At 44.0% G+C, this 20,364-nt stretch carries 12 protein-coding genes; 2 read left to right on the forward strand and 10 right to left on the reverse strand.

Annotated elements, in window-relative coordinates; translation table 11 throughout:
- Nucleotides 1–23 precede the first annotated feature (23 nt).
- Nucleotides 24–10,868: a hypothetical protein gene (locus tag ACX5KA_RS18885; protein ID WP_458731925.1), complete on the forward strand. Its 10,845-nt coding sequence runs from the start codon at nt 24–26 to the stop codon at nt 10,866–10,868.
- A gap of 31 nt (nt 10,869–10,899) precedes the next feature.
- Here the strand turns inward: ACX5KA_RS18885 and ACX5KA_RS18890 are convergent, their stop codons facing one another.
- The 10 genes from ACX5KA_RS18890 to ACX5KA_RS18935 form a co-directional block, all read right to left on the reverse strand.
- Nucleotides 10,900–11,277 (reverse strand): hypothetical protein, encoded by a 378-nt coding sequence (locus ACX5KA_RS18890; RefSeq protein WP_458731926.1) that lies wholly within the window; start codon nt 11,275–11,277, stop codon nt 10,900–10,902.
- A gap of 240 nt (nt 11,278–11,517) precedes the next feature.
- Nucleotides 11,518–11,961 (reverse strand): hypothetical protein, encoded by a 444-nt coding sequence (locus tag ACX5KA_RS18895; protein WP_458731927.1) that lies wholly within the window; start codon nt 11,959–11,961, stop codon nt 11,518–11,520.
- A complete protein-coding gene (locus ACX5KA_RS18900; RefSeq protein WP_458731928.1) occupies nt 11,961–12,476 on the reverse strand; it encodes a hypothetical protein in 516 nt (171 codons plus the stop codon). Before ACX5KA_RS18900 ends, ACX5KA_RS18895 begins: the two co-directional genes overlap by 1 nt.
- Nucleotides 12,477–12,518: 42 nt before the next feature.
- Nucleotides 12,519–13,262, reverse strand: a complete 744-nt coding sequence (locus tag ACX5KA_RS18905) for a hypothetical protein (RefSeq protein WP_458731929.1) — start codon at nt 13,260–13,262, stop codon at nt 12,519–12,521.
- Nucleotides 13,263–13,282: 20 nt separating this feature from the next.
- A complete protein-coding gene (locus tag ACX5KA_RS18910; protein WP_458731930.1) occupies nt 13,283–13,705 on the reverse strand; it encodes a hypothetical protein in 423 nt (140 codons plus the stop codon).
- Between the two features lie 176 nt (nt 13,706–13,881).
- The gene (locus ACX5KA_RS18915; RefSeq protein WP_458731931.1) at nt 13,882–14,589 is read right to left on the reverse strand and encodes a hypothetical protein; all 708 of its coding nucleotides are present in this window, start codon (nt 14,587–14,589) and stop codon (nt 13,882–13,884) included.
- Nucleotides 14,590–14,749: 160 nt separating this feature from the next.
- Nucleotides 14,750–15,058 carry a DEAD/DEAH box helicase family protein gene (locus tag ACX5KA_RS18920; protein WP_458731932.1) on the reverse strand — a complete coding sequence of 103 codons (309 nt, stop codon included), beginning with the start codon at nt 15,056–15,058 and terminating at the stop codon, nt 14,750–14,752.
- 62 nt (nt 15,059–15,120) lie between these two features.
- Nucleotides 15,121–17,289, reverse strand: coding sequence for a DUF3987 domain-containing protein (locus tag ACX5KA_RS18925; RefSeq protein ID WP_458731933.1), 2,169 nt, complete (start codon nt 17,287–17,289; stop codon nt 15,121–15,123).
- Between the two features lie 2 nt (nt 17,290–17,291).
- Nucleotides 17,292–18,278: a hypothetical protein gene (locus tag ACX5KA_RS18930; RefSeq protein ID WP_458731934.1), complete on the reverse strand. Its 987-nt coding sequence runs from the start codon at nt 18,276–18,278 to the stop codon at nt 17,292–17,294.
- A gap of 85 nt (nt 18,279–18,363) precedes the next feature.
- Nucleotides 18,364–18,786 (reverse strand): hypothetical protein, encoded by a 423-nt coding sequence (locus ACX5KA_RS18935; RefSeq protein ID WP_458731935.1) that lies wholly within the window; start codon nt 18,784–18,786, stop codon nt 18,364–18,366.
- Nucleotides 18,787–19,606: 820 nt separating this feature from the next.
- Here ACX5KA_RS18935 and ACX5KA_RS18940 point away from each other — a divergent pair.
- Nucleotides 19,607–20,299: a tRNA-uridine aminocarboxypropyltransferase gene (locus ACX5KA_RS18940; RefSeq protein WP_458731939.1), complete on the forward strand. Its 693-nt coding sequence runs from the start codon at nt 19,607–19,609 to the stop codon at nt 20,297–20,299.
- The last annotated feature ends 65 nt before the right edge of the window (nt 20,300–20,364 follow it).

Consider the following 20,364-nt stretch of genomic DNA (forward strand, 5'->3'; position numbering starts at 1 on the left):
AACTAAGTGTCCAAAAGACACAAATGAAGCGTGATCGCATCCAAAAGAGAGCAAATGAACTAATTGGTTTCGATAAGTTCTCGCAAGATGTGACTGCTGCCGCTGAAACGGCTAGGGCCGCACAAGACAGAATAGCTGCTGAAGAAATTAGACGAGCGAAGATTAGCCGTGATTCATGGGCACGAAACAGCGAACTAGGTACGCTCTCAGGCCAGAGTAAGCAGTTAGTTAACCGACTGGCTCAAGGTGGCCTACAAGTCCTTTCAGAAGCTGTAGCTGGAGCCAATAACACTGAGGCAAACCGTTTACTTGGTAAACTGGATGACAGAGCCTTACGTCTAGCACAACGTGAACTCAACGGTGAAACCCTTAGTACTGAAGACAGTACTTACCTAGACCAGCAAGTTGATACCTCTCAATTCTACTTACCTAAATTTGGTACAAATGCACATCACATGCCTTCTTCTAGTACGGCTCGCGAAGTATTCGCAGAGGCGTTAAGTAACTTGAAGCAAGCAGGTAATATTGATAACGCACTCACTAAAGACACGACAGTAGCCAAAGCATTTAACCCACTTAACCGTGAAGAACAGTCTGCGGATATCGCCAAAGCCTATGAAGACTCTGGCTTATCAAACGAAGAGTCATTAACCAGTAACCCAATGGCACTATTTAACTTTGCGGTTGATGGCGCTAAGTCACTGGTGAATAACCCTGCCTCTACAATCGAATATGCTGCTGAGAGTTTGGCAGGAGCTGCATCTGCTGCTGTCCCTGGATTGGCGGTAATAAACAGTGCCAACTACGCCAATGATGTCCGTGCGAACAATATCGATAGAAAGTTACAGGATGAAAACACCTCACTTACCAAAGCTGATATTGAAGAAGCTAACCAAGAAGGTGCACTAGCTGGCGCGTTAGACTTTGCCGGTGATGTGGTAACTGCACGTGCTGCAGGTATTACAAAAGCACTGAACAAAGGTAAGAAGCCAAAGACTAAATCACTTAAACGCAAAGCTACTGAAGAGTCAGTTAAACGTCCACTTAAGGTAGCCGGTTCTTCTGTCTTAGAGTCTGCCACTGAAGGCGCACAATCAGCTATTGAAGAAGACGCTTTTGGTGAAGACTTCGATCTCAAGACCAATGGTAAAGATGTACTTGAAGCTGCTGTTATCGGTGCAGGCGCATCAGGCGTAACTACCGGTACTGGTCAAGCCGTTCAAACCGCTAAAGACGTTACTAAAGCTGCCCCTAAAGTTGCACAAACTATCTCGAATCAGGCAAAGGCCCAAAATGAGCGTAATGCTTCTGAAAGTGAAAGCCGTAAACAACGGACTGAGCAGTCAATCGGTGTGGCTAATGAGACTAAGGATTATTCAGATATCATTGAAAAATCTACCACTGAGGTAGATAAATCAGAAAAATTAGACATCGAAGAAGTCGCAAGTACTATCTCGCGCCAATTTGAAGCACAGTCAAAAGATACGACTAATCCTGACGATACTGAAGCCAATGAGCCTATTGAGCAATTGGATGGTCTTTGGGACGCTACAGTGGAACGCCTTGATTCTGTTATGGCAGAGATAAGACAGGACACTGATAAGAAGAAACCTGAACTGCGTCAACAAGCTAGTGAACTTGGTAGAGCTATAGATGTGATTGAAGCGCATAGAGACAAGATCTCTGAAGCAATTGCGCGAGACAATAATACAACTGAAGCTATCACCAGTGTAACTGAAGCTACTGAACGTAATGAAGACTTCGAGCTGAACGCTCAACGTATCTTGGAAACTGATGCTATATCACCAGATAGTATTAGCGTGGAGCAGATGGAAGCACTTCTAAAATCAGACAAGTGGACACCAGAAGAACGTACTCGTTTAGAGAATAGCTTTAACGCTAAACAGTCAATGAAGGTTATCGAGGAAAGTCGCGATATCCAGTCTTCTTCTCCTAATGCTGACCTTGTTAGTAACGATATCTTCAACGGTAGGTCTAAAGGTACTTACAACAAGAAAGATAAAGGTGCATCAGGTGTTAAGTCTTACCGTCAAAAGGTCGGTCATGCTTTACGTACAGGTAACATCGAAGCTGCCAATAAAGCACGTGATTATCTAGCCGCATTTGCAGACAAACACTCTAAGAAATCAGAAGCTATTCAATTAGCCCTTGGTGCTTATGCGCGTGTAGGTCAGAACGGTAACTTCACACTACAGTACAACGAGCAAGAACAAGCTGCCGTTGATTACCTTGCCCGTGAACACAAGTTTGAAATGAAGAGCGGTACTCCGCGCATTGCTCCAAGTATTCAACGTGAAGCTGAAGCCCTACGAAACGTCCTTACAGAAGTAGATGGTTTAATCCAGGCTAAACGAGATGTTGACCCTATTTCTACACAGTCAACTCAGCCTACACCTACAGCTAATACAGCCCCTCAAGCTACACAGGAACAACCTACGGCTACTGCTGACGCATCGCCTACGGTAACTGAAACATCCACTCCTGAAGCCACTGAGACTGTATCTAATGACACCGCTGAACAACCAACTACAGAAGCAACGCAGCCAGAGGCGCAAACAACGCCAGAAGAGAATACGCAGACGGTAACTGAGCCAGAAGACGCGCTTGCGACTTTCAATGCTCGTATGAATACCTTGATTAACAAGGTAGGAAGCGATGGCCATAGAATGATGGTTCAAGCAGGTTATCTTGAAGATGGTAGTCCTGAAGAAAAGGCTGATGCTCGGAAAAGCCTGGAAGAGTATGCTGCCAAGTCTGAAGCCCATTCTGAATTGTATTCTTTAATTAAAGATATAGAGTCAGGTACTGTTTCAACTGACAGTAACCCTACAGTGGAACAAACCACCGAGTCTGAGAGCGAAGCGGTAACAGACGAGGAAGTAGGTGAAACAAACCTAGAACAGGCACTACAAGAGTCGCGTGCTGAAGAAGTTCGAATTGATAATCAAATAGAAGATCTTCGCAAGCAGCTTACTGACAAAGAAGGCATTACCAATCAAGTCATTGCTGAACTTGGTTTAGCTGATAAAGAAGCGCACTCTGTTAAAGAACGTACTCAAATCAATGAAGCGGTACGTGAACGTCAAGGTGAACTACTTACCCAGATTCAGAACTACAAGGCTGACCAAAAGGCAGTTCGTAATAGTACCCGTGCACTGGAAGGCCAAAAGGCTAACTTTGATGGAACTGCGAAAGCCTTTGAGAATGAAGACTTCGCTAAGAAGTTCGTACCCTCTAATAAGAAGACGCTAGTTCGTGCTGTTCCTAACTTAATCAGTCAATTAAAACGAGCCCCATCTACTGTACTGGCTTACGCGAAAGAATTTACTTCTCTTACTTCTAATCAGAAGGGCGCCATTAAGCACTTCACACAATTCGCAGAAGCGTTTGGAGAACGCCTTAATACGATCCCTAACTTAGAAGCGATTGCTAAGAACCCTGATTTCCACTTGTACACACCATTAATGGAAGACGATGGATTCTCTGAAACCGCCAAAGCTGGACTAGCAGCCGCTGCATACACGTGGTTAGCTAATGACGCTAAAGGTACACGTTATACTGATGCACGTGTATTAGCCCGCCGCTTTAATATCTCTGATAGCGATAAAGTACCTGCAAGCCTAGTAGGTGCATTGGCCAAAGATGGTCTACCCATCAACATGCTTTATAAAGCGTTAGGTCAAAACGCTGCATCTGCTTTAGGTATTCGTCTTAATGAAGAGTCAGCATCAACACGTGATATGAGTGTGTTGCAGTTGCAGCTAGGTCAAATGGTTGTGGCCACTATGTCTGATATGGGCCTAATTGATGTTCGTCAACGCCCTATGGCTGATGTTATCCAAGCAGGTAATGCTGAAGTTCGTGAGAACGTCCTATTACAGGTTGGCCTTACTAAAGCTAAACAGAAAGACCTTACCCCCGAAGAACTTGATAAAGTTATCGGTAAGATCCCGTACACCACAGCAATTGTTAAGCATGACCCCACTACAGAGCCATTTGATGACACTGGATTGAGTAATGAAGTACAGGAAATCATTGGAGCCAATGAAGATACTGACTACGTTATTGAGAACTTATTTGATACGCATACGGTAGACCGCGAACCATCTCTTAAGCCTGGTGAAGGACTTAAAGAGGGTACGCTTATGAAAGGTACTATAAAGCAGGTATCTGACCGCACACGTGCAATGACAGCAGAGCAAGAGCAAAAGGCAGTTACCATTGTTCAAGACAATGACTTGATCATGTCTATGCTAAACGTGGATGACAATGACGGTGAAGGATCAGAACTTGAACGTGTACTGGGTATCGAATCTAAGAACCGACTTAAAGCAATGCCTAAGCGTATGCGCGATAGCGCGGAAGCGAAAGGTAATGGTCTTCTTAACGAATGGAACAAGTACCAAACTTGGCGTAACAAACTAAGCCTAATGAAGAATGGCCTATCTACTCCATTCTACTTGGGCATGGAAGTATGGAACTATGGTCGTTTTGGTTACACGAACCAAATGATTAATCCGCAGACTTCTAAGATTCACCGTGCTCTGGTAGGCATGAAGAGTTGGAAGCAGACAGTAAGCGTTACTGACGGCCCGAAGATTCAAGCATTCTTACTTGGCGTGGCTCAAGGCTTAGACGTTGATATCGATAAACAGACAGCAGATGACTCGCTTGCCGAACTAGACCCTATCATTAACGACACAGACAACGTGTTTAACAAGGGCGCAGTAGCTATCAACGAATTGAAAGTTAATGGTGCAGAATGGGCGCAGACTGAAGAAGGTAAAGCAGCACGTGAAGATGTTGTAGCCGCAGTAGAGAAGGGTAAACATAATGTTCACTCACTACATGCTCTAACTAACTTGGCTCGATACCTTGAAGCAAACGACAAAGGCCGCGAGCACTTTGAAGCTGATATCTGGTTAGAAATCGATGGTATTACCAACGGTGTTGTGATCGGCTCAATCATTTTCGGTAACGGTACGGCAGGTAATCTGCGTGAAGAACTAGAAGCCGGCGGCATATTCTTCAATGAAAAGCGCGACTACGGTGAACATGCCTCTACTGAAGGTAATAAAGACTTCTACGAGCGACAAGCTGAGATCTGGCAACAGTACCTACAAGATGAAATTGTTGTAGCAAAACGCAACCCAGATAGTATTGAATCAAAGCGCCTATTTGCCGCTGTACGCTTCTTTACTGGCTTGGACGTATTCTCGGACAAAGCACTAGAGATCAGTCGTAAGATGGCCAAGAGCCCACTTATGCAGAACGTTTACGGTGCAGGTAAGGCTTCACTGTCTAATGACTTGGCTTCTGCAATCATAGACAACCTAGATACCTACATTGACAAGGTTATCAATGGTACTAAGGGCACTGATGAGCAAAAGGTTTACCTAGTAAACTACATGCTACAGAACATTGAGCCATTAGTTACCACTAAGAAAGGTAAGACATTCAATGTATTTAAGGACGTAAATCGCTTCAACACGGTAGAAGAAATTCGCGAGTCGGAGTACGACACGTTTGGCCTTAAAATCCTACAAGACAACATCAGTAAAGATTTTGCTTCACCGATGCTTGATGCTATCGAAACACACTTCCAAGCGTTTAAATTCAATCGTGCTGTCTACATAGACAACATGAAGAACCACGCTGACGTATTTAAGTCACTGTACGAAATGCGTGTTAAAGAAGAGAAAGAGCGTCTAGTTAGTGAAGGCATTATCGATGCGACCGATGAAATACCTGAAGCAACGCGTAAAGCGATTGCGGATGAGCTGCACCACATCATGCCTGCTGTTGAGAACCCTAACGGTGACGGTACATACGAGACTGACTTACAAGCCGTTAAAGTAGAAGATGTTGCTGCACGTACAGCCAAGGGCAATGCGTACAGAGCTAACTTCAAACCAAACAACGCTGTAAAGGTACAAGTACTTCAACCTAATGGTTCATACGCTGAAGGCTCATTAAATACTCTGTCTTCAACTGCGACTGTCCGTACCTTCGCTAATAACATCGGCCCGGGCGTTGGTGTTCAGAACATTCACGGTAACGATGCAGGAATTATTCAGCCGGTAGTGGCTAACTTCGATATCTTCAACGTTCACGATGGTATTCCAGCGGGACTTAACAACTATAAAGAAGTAGGTCAGGCCGCTAACCGAGCGTTTTTGGACAACGTATTCAATAACAACCCATTCAGTTACGCTAAAGATCTTATTGACCGTACAGTTGATGAAATCAATGAACGTAAAGAGCGTGGCGATATCTCAGCATCAACAGCTAAGACACTTATCGATAAGTTAACGAATACGACTACAAGCCAGTTCGGTAAAGATACTCGCGATGGCGGTAACGACTATGAGTACCTTACTTCTAAGGCTATCGAGACTTCCGAACGTCTAGGTGAGTTGCGTAACACTGTTGAGTCGGTACAACAATACTATTTGCCTGGGACAGGTGTTACTACCGAACTTGGTAATAAGAACGATGAAGCCCGTAGCAATGGTACATACGAGGCACCTAAAGCCCCTGAGTTGTCAAAAGACGGAGCAACACAAACCGCATCGACTGTGCAGCGCACAAAGGAGATGCAACAGAAGAACCTAAAAGAAAACACTTCTGATACTGGCTTAAAAGATACCTCACCATTCGCCACTACATTAGAGAAAGCATTGAAAGCGGGGGAGTCATTCTCTTCAGCATTTAAAGCCGCTGTAGTTGCTACTGGCTCAAAGGGTTTCCACGTAAGCCTAATCAATAAGCTACTTGAGAACTTGCCTTCTGACTTTGAAGTGCAACTTGTGAACAAGGACAGTGATAGTAAGTTGGTAGAAAAGATGAGCGGTATTCGTGGCGCCCATATCAAAGGCACAGGTAAACTGTTACTTAAGTCAACAGACTTCAGCAAGAATAGCTTAAACCTTGAAACCTTGGCTCACGAACTACTTCACGTAGTTACTGCAAACACTATAGACGCTGAACCTGACAATCCGGCTGTTAAAAAACTTGATGAATTGCTAAGAGAACTTCGCGGTAAGATCACTGACAGCAAGTTCCTACCTGCACTGGAGAACTCTAAAGAACTGGTAGCTTGGGGTTTGACCAATAAAGACTTCATTAAGAAGTTAAAGGCTACAAAGGTTAAGGGTAGACGTAACGGTAAGTTGCTGGACGCATTCACTGCGTTCGCTGATGCACTAAAAGGCTTCTTTGGCGGCAAGTCACTTAAGAATGACTCTGCACTTAAACAGTTAATTGAGTTGTCTGCTGCCGTAATGGAAGTGGATAGTAAGGCCAACCCTCGTAGCAATGACGCTAACATTGACCTGAATGCTCAACGTATACAGGGAATGTCACCGGTAGAACTTATCCGTGGCCTAGCTACGTATGGCCAAACTACTGACGCACATACATCTCACTTGGTTTCAATCCAAGAAGAGATAGTAAACGTGTTCGCTGGTCCGATGGGTGCTGACCTTAAGTTAGAGGAAGAGGCGTTAGGTGATGACGTTGATCAATACCTTACACACTTATCTAACGGTACAAGACCATTCGTAAGCGCAATCCAAACAACGTTTAACCTTACACCACAAGAAGCTTACGTTGCGGAGCAACTGGAAGCGGTACTTGATAGTAAGATTTTAGATGCAGGGTTCGTTAAGAATAGACTCGTTGATGTCTGGGAATCAGCTAGAAAGTCGCTTACATGGGAAAGCTTCCTACCTAACCCTGACTTCAAAGATGATGCGGCAGAAGTTGTCAAGGCTAAAGCCAAGTACGATTACTTGTTTAGTACTAAGAACCTTAACAAAGGTAACTATGCGTTCAGTGACTTAGCAGGTAAGTACGTAGACTCTCGCGCCTCTGACTTCCTTACACGATTCGCAGCAGCTTCTGCTGTATCAAGTGAAGTTCGTGCAGCCCTAGAAGGCCTAGACGAGGTTACTACTGAAACCAATGGAAGTATTTGGTCACGCGCTAACAAGGCTGTCATGGATCTGTTTGGCCGTATGGAGGAACTAGTTAATGGTAACTTCCGTCATGGTGGGAACCTGCAAGCTAAACAAGACCAGTTGCTTAACCGCATGGCTCAAACTAATCACCGTAATCGCCAGAAGCTTAACCTACTGGAAAGGAAGAACCTTGAGGGTAAGACAGTACTTAACAAGTACCTAAGTAAAGCTATTAACTCTGTGCTAACCGGTGACTTCGTTACTTCACGTACAGAGTCTGAGCGCCCGTTTATAGCGGCAGCGGCAAACGTAGCGCAATTAGTAGGTACAGGTACGGTTGGTACTATGACAGAACTCTTGCGTAAGCAGTTCAAAAAGGCTGACGAAGATAGACCTAGCCCACTAAACGAAGCGTTTACCGAAGTATTTGGTAGAGGCCATCCTGACATGGATAGCGTTATAGACCTTACGCGTAAAGCCAATCGCGATATCGAGCAGCAACGTCAGTTCGGTAAACAAGGCATGATGTCACTACTTCAGAGTAAGTTAGGCAAGTTGAGCGATGCAGCTTCTGAAAGCCTACACAAATCACTGCTTTCTACTGATGCCGGCCACCTACTTGCTAACGGTTACGATATCAACCGAATCGACGAGTTACTGACAAACGATGCAACGCTAGACAACGAAATCAAGGATATCGAATCTCGTATATCTGGTTTCCAGCATAGCACTACTTACGTCAACCAAGCTAAAGCCCTTGCATATTACATGGTAACGGGTAACGCCACCTCTGATGTATTACACAAGAACGCTCACCAGATTGTTAACCTGTTTGGATTAAACCAAAAGGTAACTGATGATCGTAAAGCTGATGCAATCAAGCTGGTAGATACACTTACTTCTCTTTACGCCATGACTTACACTTCAAAAGGCCATAAGAAAGCGGCTTCACAAGTTATTCGTGAGAATAACCAAAAGGACGAGAACGGCGTTGAGTTCATGCTTAAGCAGTACGAACAACTACGCATTGACGCTCTTGAAGCGAACTTTGATGGTGAAGTAACGCAAATGACAAAAGGTTACACACCTGAGTCAGTTAACCCACATATCACCCATGACTATGCTTTACCTGGGAGCGCGAAAGCTGAGTCCTTATATAAACAAGGCTATAAGTTAGTTGGGGCTGTTGGTCGCGATGAGCGACTAGACTCTTCAAAAGGCCTTCTATTGTTCGCAATTGAAGATGGCGGTATGGCTCGAAGAGTGACAGGTACAATGTCATTTACGGCAGGGGCTATGAAAGGTACTGAGTGGATTGACTCTATGGAAAAAGCAGAGCAGCCAATCACGTATAAGGACAAGCATAAGATCTTGGGCGGTATCATCGGTACGGCTCGTAAGAATGCACTTGCACGTATCAGTGACCCTAACTTTGACCCACGCAAAGTTGAGGCTGATGCAGGTCCGATGATGATCCCGACTTTCCACAATGACGGTACAATCAAGACTTTCCGTTACGAAATGTCAGAAGCATTGCGTGCTACCAGCCTTCAGAAGCGTTACAACGCTGTTGAGGCACTAGCTATAATGCAGGGCAATGTAGTCGATAAGCGAAGCACTCGTGAACGTAACCGCGCTGTGGTTGATACGCTAGTAGAGCAGTACAACAATGACCCTGATAGAGATTCAGCGGATTATGTACATATTGGCCCGGCTGCAGAATCTGCGTACCTACGTGAATACTGGGCGCTGTTACCGCACGACACACAAATGTACATTCGTGAATCTACGGGCCTTAGCCTGCCTATCAAGCGCGAGCTGCTGCACGCGACACTGGGTTTCCGTAAACCAAGTCTATCCGATATCTTCAAAACTGATCGGGATGCGCAAGGCATGATTACTAGTCTTGTCCGTAAAGGTTTGGAGAACATGCTTAAGCCTGACCAGATCAGCGCACTAATTCGCGGTATCAAGAAAGGTGAAGATGGTTTTGCTGTTGCTACTGGCATCATCAAGGACAACGTAGTTGTTAAGAACCTTTGGACTACCATGTTCAACATCGTTAGTAACTTCCTACACCTACTTGGTAACGATATACCAGTACGCCAAGCGTTTAGCGGCAGCGTGCGAGGCTATCGTGAAGCAGCTAAGTACAACAAGCTACGTCAACGTGCCTACGAAGTAGAGCGTGAAATGGCTATCTTGGATTCAGGTTCTGAACAGTACAGCAAGTTCCGTAATGAGGCTAACAAGCTACAAACACTAATGGCCACTAGCCCAGTACATAAGCTAATGGAAGCTGGCTTGTTCCAGACTATCGTAGAAGATATCGATAACACGCAAGATCCGTTTAGCTTTAAGAGCAAGGCCGCACGTAAGATTGATGAGTGGTCCGATGCGAAGCGAGTAGGACCGCTAAATAAACTGGGCAAATACCTGTATGTTACGCAAGACACGCAACTATATAAGATGATGAACCAACCTATTCAGATGTCTGACTTTGCTGCACGTTTTGCCATGTTTGAGTACTTAACTGAAATGGCGCCTGAAAAGCTGGATGATCAGACTGCGTTGAATACGGTCAGCGAACACTTCGTTAACTACGATATTCCTACCAGTCCACAGCTTCAGTGGCTTAACGACCACGGGTTATTGATGTTCAGTAAGTATTACCTACGTATTCTACGTCCGGTATGGTCTACATTCGCTGAGAAGCCAGCGAGTACAATACTTTCTCTAATGATGACGCTAGACAATGCGCTAACATCACCAGTGGAGACAGTACTAAGTAGTACTATCTTCGATAAGATTACTAACCCTATCTCAAGTGGTTTAGATGCTTGGGACGAACCATTGCCGCTGCAAGCAGTAGCAGAAATTCTTTAAACATCAGGGGGCGCTCAATGCGCCCTTTCTTTTATACTGCGTAAGCTAGTCCAGCCAATCCCGCGAGTATTGTGCCAATGAAGGCTAGGGCATAGGTCACTGCTTTACGGCCGATGCCTGAAAAACCTGAGTCTTCAATCTCAAGTTTTAATTGTTCTGGTTCATCAACATCCGGTAATTCCATCAAACTTGGAATAGGGAAACCAGGTGCGAATACTGTGGGCTCTTTCGCTCTACCTTGCATAGGGAGCGCCCAACCTTGTCTTCGAAGAACGTTAACCCGACTGCCAATGCTACCTGTACTTCGTCCTAGCACTTCTGCTACGTCTTGGTAACGGTAGTTCCAGTTCTCAATAAGGTTCATTACTACGTTGTCTTCTGCGGGGGTAAATGGTCTACGAGTTGTCATGTTTTATGCTCAAAAAAGCCCCCATATTGGGGGCTTGGTAAGGAGAATGTTGTAGCTACTCGGTCTTCTTCTTGCTTTCTGAGTATATCGCTACAACGATAAAAGCGATTACGGCTACTACACCGGCTACGCTTAATAATATGCCCAGAAAGTATGAAGTAGCGATCACAATACCTGTCAGCAATGCCAAACCGATAACTATTGCGATTGCCTTCATTAGGATGAAGAGTTTACGAAACATTAAACGAACAACGACTTGCGAGGTTTGCTGTTAGCTTTGACTAATGCTTCTTCTTCTTCATCTGTTTTGAATGGAGGTTTGTCTTCTTCGACTTCCTCTTCTTCTTCAACTGGGTCCGGCTCAACCACTTCTGGCTCTGCTTCTACTTTCTTAGAAAGCGGAGTAACGTTATCTTCCGCTGGCTTTTCGGCAGGGGCTTCTTCAGTTACTGACTCTTCTTTTTTAGTGGCAGCTTTAGTTCTGCGCTTCTTAGGTGCAGATTTCTTAGTAGGTTCGCCACCTACAAGGGCTGCTACGTCCGTATCTAGGTTTGCTGATACAGAGTCACCGTCAATTTCTAGTTCAATGCTGAAGTCTTTGTCAGCAAGGCCTAGCATGTTTTGAGCCTTAACGTGTTGCGTCAAGATCTCATTAATATCTTTTTCTTCGAATACAATTTTCATTACGCTATCTTCTTCTGAAATGCGAGTAGTTGTTGAAAGGTGTCAGTCCGTGCGCCTGCAAATATGGCTGCTAGTGCGTCTGCAACGTGCTCGTTCTTCCCTGTGTAGTGTACGTTCCCACCACGCTTGTGAGAGAACCAGTTAGCTTCAGGGAAGGTGTCAGTTGCCCAATCAATCATCATCTGCTTAGAGGCGTTCTTGTTGCCTACAGCAGCGAGTTTGACTTCTGACGGAGTGACTTGAATAAGTGGAACTTTAAGGCTGGCCAGTAACCCGATACAGATACCGTATGAGGTCATGGCCCGTGAACTTTGTGAACCAATGGGTATCTCCACAAAGGCTATGTTGACACCCTTTAAGAATGTCGACATGCCTTCATGGATTTCCCTTGCACGTCGAAGGTCATCGCTGTTCTTACGAACAGTTTTATTTTTATTATCCGATGACGTTTCGATTAGTTTGATTTCATCTAAGCCAAAGTCACCTTGATTTACTTCAAAGTGACCTTTTACCATCCCAAAGTTCCGTAGGCTTGGGTCGATACCGGCTAGAATCATTTACTTAAATAATGACTTCACGCCACCTTTGGCTGATGAACCTGCGCCACCTTTTGCTGGCGCACCTGATTTAGCACCGGTCTTTTCAGCACCTTTAGCGCGGTTGATAACTTCGCCTTTGAACTTCTCAAGCCATGTATCAACGTGGACTGCTTCTTCCGCTTCAGCTTGGATTTCTGTCACGGTCATGTTGTCACGCGGGCGTACCCACTTAACGATAGCGTTCTGTTCGCGTGTTTCGCCTGACGCAACGTACTTACCTTCATCGTTTTTAACGCGCTTGTCTACAAGCTGCTTTTCGATAAGGAATTTAACGTCTTTGCCAACCAAGTCCATGATCATGTTTACCTTGGTAGGTACTTCTTTCTTCTCTTCGTAGCTGTAAAGCTTGATTACTTTCTCTTCAATGTCGAGATCAGCAATTTCTTCTGCTGTTGCTAGAAGCGCTAGTGAGTTAGCGAAGATGAAACCTGGAAGGTACTTTTCGTTACCGTCCTTGTCTGTGTAGGTGTTGCTGCAACCTTTCTCTTCACCAGAGGTCATGTACTCAGTTTGAGTGTGGCTTTTGCCGTCAGCTTCTACCTGTACGTTAAGTGCCATTGCACCTGATTTCGCTACAGAGATGTATGCGTACTTGATGACACCGGCCACTAGGCCTGTGTCGAATAGTGAGAATCCGCCACCAATACGGTCTTCGTCAGTGGCGATGTTCTTTTTAGTTTTAAGGTTGTTCATTAGGCTCATTGGTATTTTCTCCTTACTCTTTAGCCGTAGTATTCAACAAGACGGTTCAACACGTGTTGCGCATTGTTATCGATAAACGTTTCGTTCTGGTCCCATAAGCCCATTGGCCCACGGATGCGTTCGTTTACCGCGTCTTTAGTTAGTTTGGTTTGGTAGACATATTTGAAGCCGAGTGCTTCGTCTTCCGGTGTGATTTCAAGCATTTCGCTTTCGAAATCGGTGAGGTCTTTCAGTTTCTTCTTCTTGGCGTAAACCACGCATGAGAAGTAACTTTCAACACCTTGGTTCTTGATGGCGCCTTTGGCTGGTACTTTCGTTTCAGTAACCATTTCGCCTTCGTTGAGCTGGTCAACAACGTGCGCTAGGAAGATAACGTTCTTCGATGATGCTGCTACTTTTTGCTGCATGATTCGTTTGAAGAACTGCGTGTACTCACCCCACATGGGGTATCTTCAGTTAAGGACGCTACTCCTTAACCCGTTCTTTTATGAACTGCTGCGTGTTTTCCACGCAGATGAGACTATATCTTCACCTTCAACTTTACTTGGTAAGGTGCTGACCGCTTCGAATGCCAATAGCTTGCATCCTACTCTCCCATTGGAGATAGTCGTTGCACGTTTTATTTTGAAATAGGTTGTATTTGGTGAGGTAAGTTGTTGTCTTTTATAAACTGGTTTCTAGCAATAAGTGCAGATTCTTCTGAGTCATGAGTAGAACTCAATAGCTGTTTACCTTTTAATGTTATTCTGGCAACCCACTTGTTGTGTGTTTTACTCCAGTTAACGCCTGTGTACTTGTTGCTTGTTTTTTTGCTCGTATGTCTTTGGTTGGCTACGTTTATTGATTGATCAACCCATCTAAGGTTGCCTATCTCGTAGTGGCCATCATTATCTATACGATCCAGTTGAAAAGAATTACTTAACTTACTCTCATCATAACCTGGCAATGATGAAACGTATTCTACGTATGTTTTAAAGTCATTTAACCCATCTCTAATTTCAATGCCTCTGCCACCGTAGTTTTGGTAATTGGTACTGTTAGGGTTGGTGACTCTCTGGGTCATTGATAACCATCTGGAATACAGTGGGTTACTTTCTCCACCGTAGCTTTGTGCAGCTTTATACTTTCCTCTGCATGATGCAGAACAAGTAGCTTGCTGTGTCCTTATGGCTTGAATACGTGTTCTTATGAACTCTTGTCCACACTGTTTACATGCTAGAACAACTGCTGATCTTAAAGATCCTTTTGGTCTTGCTGATGTGTAAATGCGGATTGGTTCGGCATTGCGTAGATAGTTACTGGGTAATGTTTTAATACATTTATGCATGTGTGTACTACATCCTTACAATAAGTAAAGTGTATTATTACACGTAACTATCTAATTTCAAAATAACTTCGCTCAGGATTACCCTCGTCTTTATCGTTAGGGCTTCCCCTGAATTCAATCAGTATGCTCTACTTATTTCTAAGTAGACGGCCTGGGGTGGTTAAGCCTGCATGGTGTTTGTTGATGTAAGTACGTGAAGTGACTCGTACATATCCATCAAGTAGTTAAGTGAGTCAATGACGATAGTGTGAACGTCATCCATCTCTTCTACTTGGTCAAACGCATCTTCGACCTGATACGGGTCAGTGACAACAAGTTCTTTGAACTTGCTTCGAAAGGGTAACTTCTTACCCGCTTCACAATTTAGATAGATGACACCCTCTGGGTTCTTTAGTCCCATTAGTGACGCTGATTTTCCCACGGCTGATTTACCGCAGATAAGTACGAGATTATCGTTAACTTCTGACATTAGTTTCTCTTGTTTCTGAATTGATGAAAGCGCAGCAGGGCACGGAGGTGCCCAAACTACTCTTAAGCGGCTGCTTGTTTTGCGAAGGCTTTACGCGCTGAAACCATGATCGTTGTCATAATTTCTTCTTCTGGGAGTTTGTCAGCGAGTTTCTCGTTAAGAGACATCACCGCTGCTTCTACTTGGCTGATAGTTTTGCCCGAGTCCACTAACATTAGTGCGAACTTGACCAATTGATTTGAACGGTTACCAGAACCAGTATTGTTAACGAACCAACGTTCCACATTGGATAGCGATTGCTGATCAATGAGTCGCTGCTTACGTTCTTCATTCTTCTTGGTTTTCGGAATGAATGGAACCGGGTCAAATAGTTCACCATCTTGTAGGAACAAGTCACCGTCATGGCTCTGCCATTTACGGCTTCGCTGTGAGGTTTGCTCATCTACTTCGAATGGTAGCCAGTCGTAGACTGCCTGCATGAACTCTTTGTATTCTTGGCCGTCCAGCTTCAAGCCATACTTCATAGGTAGGATAATGCGGTAACGGTCTTCACCTTCCGTCTGGTGACGTTTGGTTGTATAGAACGCTGACTTATAATCACTTAGAAGTTGTCTTGTAATGTCAAGAGGTGCTTCACCGTCAACATCGATAACCAGTAGGTTAAAGCCTGCTTTAGTGTTGTCTTCGCATCTGTGACCTTCCTGTACATGGTGTGTAATCCAGTGCATATCTGGCATCTGGGTGAGTTTGCCTAAGTTGTCCCAATTCACCGTGTCGTTGTAGTAGTTATACGCTACATGGTCCGAGTAAGAGACAGTTAGAGCATCTAGATTGGTTTCTTCTAGTGCTTCACCTGTTAGGAACTCGATACCATCAACGTAGTGCTTCTTCACGATGATGTTATTTTGGTGGCCCCAGGCGATCGCCATGTTAAGCATCTCTGTTTTCTGAGAGGCATTACCTTTATAGAAGGGTAAGTCTTCGACTAACTCAACCTGTGTTACCGGTCTGCTCATTGAGCCAAGATACTTAGCTAATTTCACATAAGGGCGATCACGGTTAAGTACTTCGCCAAGGGCTGTACCTGAGTCTTCTACAATAGCGATTGCGTAGTAGAGGTGTTCTGCAGTTATCTTAGCAGAGCCTTCGAAGAAGGCGTATGCGCCAGCTAATTTAAGCGCCTTAAATGCACGGTTTTCCATCTCGATACGTTTTACCGTATCGTGTTCACTTAACTCACGTGAGCGTTCCTTGTTCCACAAGTCATACTCAATACGTAAGATCTCTTCTTCCTTGTCTAGTAACAGGAGTTTGTTGAAGTTCACTGGGTCAGCTAACTCAATTAAGTGTTCTGCTAGTTCCTCAATGAACTCTGATGACTCTTCGTTACTGTTACGTTCGAAGATCTCTTCCGCTGTAAGATCAAGTCTACGGTTAACCGTCTTTTCACAACCAAATAGGCAGCGTCGGGCGTAGCCTTTCTCCTGCATGGAAAGAAATTCTTCTTCCTTTTTGCTGCCATCAAGTAATGAGCTTTGTGTACCGAACATGATCAAGTTACACGGTGTTTGTCCTTCAATAGAACTAAGTCGTGTGTTGTCTTTCGTGTTCTTCGTCAAAGACTCTTTGATTTTGCCTTTGTCGTATAGTTCTAGGAACTTACTAAAGGCATCAGCGTTACCTGTTAGGTTGTCACCAATTTCGTCTATCTCAAAGTTAAGAGAACCGGCATTGGCTAATAGAAGTTTATGTCTGAACTGTTTTAGGGCTGCTGGCGTTGCTGAGTCAAATGATTTAACCCACGCACCGATAGACTTAAACTCTGCAATCAGATCCTGCATTTCTTCATCTGGGTCAGTACCATTCTTAATCGAACGCTTGTTAGCAAGCTTCGCTAGGTTCTGTTCAGTCGTGTAGGGTAACAATTCAGATTCAAATCTGTCATTGAATAGGCCAAATACTTCTTCTTCTAGGAAGTTCATCGACTTGGTTTTACCTGCACCAGATGGAGCAAGGTTAATCGCGTAAATGTTAATTGGTAACGGCTTCTGATTATAAAGCTTGATACGGGCACGCATCTGCGATGCTGCCTTACCAATGAAGTAAGAGACTACTATTCGAAAGAAAGCTGGAGTGTCGTTCTCGCAATAGTTCGCGATGTGCTGAGTTAGTTTCTCAGCGACTGGGTGATACTTTATCTTCTCTTGGTCGAAGATCTGAAACTGTGGCATTGTTATCCTCTTAACTGTAATTCTCCACTGTCTAAGTACTTCTGCTTTTGCTCGCAAATTTCAAAAGCTTTACAGTACCTGCACGCTACAACTTCACCTGGGAATGTCTTCACAATTGCGCCTTTCTCACGGGCGAATCGTTCTGCACCACGCTTATCTTCATCGAATACACCACCGCTCATAGCGCGTTTGGCTTTTTCGTCCTTATAAACTTTGTAGACCGTTGGCTTTCGCCATAGGTCGTCATCGTTACATTCAGGAATTTCAGATTCGGGTTTGTCCCAGTATTTCTTGATGGTAGCTAACTGCTTGCGTACAAACGCTTCAGTGGCTTGGTATGAGTTCAGCATGAATTTCTTCTCTACTGTTCTCATGTTGGGGTAGTTGGGTTCACGTGTTCGTGAGCCTTGCCAGTCCGTAAAAATGAACTGAATGGCCATATCGTCACGTGTTACTTTGTCAGGGTTAAGCCAACGATAAATACTACCTTGGTTAATGTAGTCTTCGTCTTTGGTTCCCTTCATAAAGGTGTAAACAGAAGTCGTTTTAAAGTCTTCTAGTCTACCGTCACCGATGAAGTCGAACTTACCGCTGATGATGAATCCGTCTATCTCTTTCTCAGAACGAACTTCTAAGTAGATAGGGATGATGTCAGGGTCTGCTTTGAGATCTTCGGCTGATGGGTTTACGCGAATACGTTCAATCACTCGTTTAGGGTAGCCAAGCTTTTCAAGGTTCTTGGCATAGCTTCCAACCCACGCAGCTTCAATACCGTTGTGTATGGACGAACCCATCGCAGATGGGATGAGTCCAACGATATCGTCTTTCGCCTCGTTATCAACGCGGTTACTTAATATAAGTTGTTTGAGTGGCTTTAGAAGTGATGTAGCCGAGATATGGTTTTCCCGGCTATCGTGATCGTAGTCATCGTGTGCTAACCATACCGCAATAGATAAGGGTAGGTTGCTATTGTTGGTAACTTGTTGCATTGGCTTTGCCTTTTCTGATGATTAATCGCCAGAGTGCGGGGAGCCGCACAAGCTTTCATCTCAGGCAAAGCCACAAGTCAGTTAGTTAGGGGTAGGCACTCCAAATAGAGTTTGCCATGGCGTATTGCTTACATCTTACTAGGTAAGGGTTAAGTAAGAAGTACGTTACGCCTTCCTTAGTAGCTAACCCTAGCTGTCTTTGATGGTCACGTTTAAGTCGAACCATTAGTCCAGCTTTAACGATCTTACTTACATAACGACTGTGAAGTTTGTAGGCCGTAGATTTACGGTCTTGTACTGACTCAGGTAATTCATACGAACACACATTATTTACGTAATTGTGTTTACGTTTGATTTCAAGGAACAGTACTTGAGCAGCAGAGGGTAAACCTACAAGTGTGTCAAGTAGATCGGGTGCGAATGAATTGTTGTCCGTACTCAGTGGACTAATCATTGCGAAAGGTGCGTTTGTGCTATTTGTGCTGTTTGTTTGGGTTAAAGACAACATACTCTCCATGGGGTTTTTATATGAAATAAAAATCCACTCACAAAGGTAGAATATTAATGCTGTAACTAATTGATCTACCTCAACTATAATTCCCTATATATAAATAAGATCAAATAGATGAAATAGATGAACCAATTTACTGTACGGAGGTACAGCAGATACTACTAATATAACTTACCTAACTAAATTCCGTTTCAATGTGATCCGTGCGTAAAACACTGACGTAAATCAGTACCGCGTGGTTACACCTAGCAAACTATTATTATTATTTTTGGTGTTTGCGAATTTGGTCTCAGCTCCCTCTGCCTCGACCAAGCATAAATAAGTATTTAGTTATACTTAAGTATGAAACTGGAATGTATAGGAACGTGAAATCGTTTTCCACCTATTTTGTAAGAAAACTTGACCGAACGTTCAAGAAAAAGTCAGTCGTGTCGCTATTGTCATCATTGGAACAAGAACCAATTAAATCACTTTCTGGTGACTAGGTAACTTCAACTTCAAGTTAACGTCACTCATAACTGCACTGATAGTGCGTTTTGTCCTCCGAAAATTTGTGACCAGATTGTGACTATGAATAGGCACTTTTAGGCTCATCTAGGCTTAGTACTTTTTTAAAGAAGTAAGCGTACATAAGCCTCTGATATATATAGATATTTTACCCACAGGTTCAAGTCCGGCCCCGGGCACCATTTATCTACTCCCAATTCTCCAAACTTTAAATCAAAAAATTGATAAGACAATTGCGCTCTTTTATCACCAATTACTATGGTAAAATCCGTAAAAATTTTGGCAAAGACGTACTATCTTGAATTCTGTTATGTCACTTCGTTTAGACGAGTTATCTCGTGCTGAACGTCCATTCCACGCGCGTGGGAGTAAAGTAGTTCGCTGTGAGGCGTGTCTGCTTCCAACGCAAAACTGTATTTGTGAATTTAAGCCTGAGGCTGGCACTGATGTGGCGGTTTTGTTTGTGATGTACAAAGGCGAATATTATAAGCCTACTAATACCGGTCGTTTAATTGCGGATGTGGTTAAAGATAACCACGCATTCTTGTGGAAGCGCACCGAGCCAGAAGAGGCGCTATTGGCGTTACTTCGTAACGAAAAATATTTTCCTATCGTGGTATTTCCACACGAATATGCTGCAGCTGAACGTTGTATTGATACGCCACCATTGAATACTGGGAAAACGTTACTATTTATTTTCTTGGATGGAACGTGGCGTGAAGCAAAAAAAATGTTCGTGAAGAGCCCTTACTTGCATGACTTTCCTGTGTTGGGCGTGAGTATGGACGTAGCGTCAGATTATTTACTACGCGAATCTACCCATGATTTCCAACACTGTACTGCTGAAGTTGGTATTAGCGTATTAGACCTTGCGCAGCAGAAGCAAGGGGCACAAACCTTAGCGCATTATTTCAGTGTGTTTAGACGGGAATATTTAAAAGGTAAGCCGCATTTGCAGCATAAGCTTGCGTTTGCAGAGTCGCAGGTTAAAAGTAACATTTAAAAAGCGTCACTTTTATTTGCGAAAGTATTGTTTTACATCCACTATTTCATATTAACAAAACACGG

The sequence above is a fragment of the Alteromonas alvinellae genome (assembly GCF_902705805.1).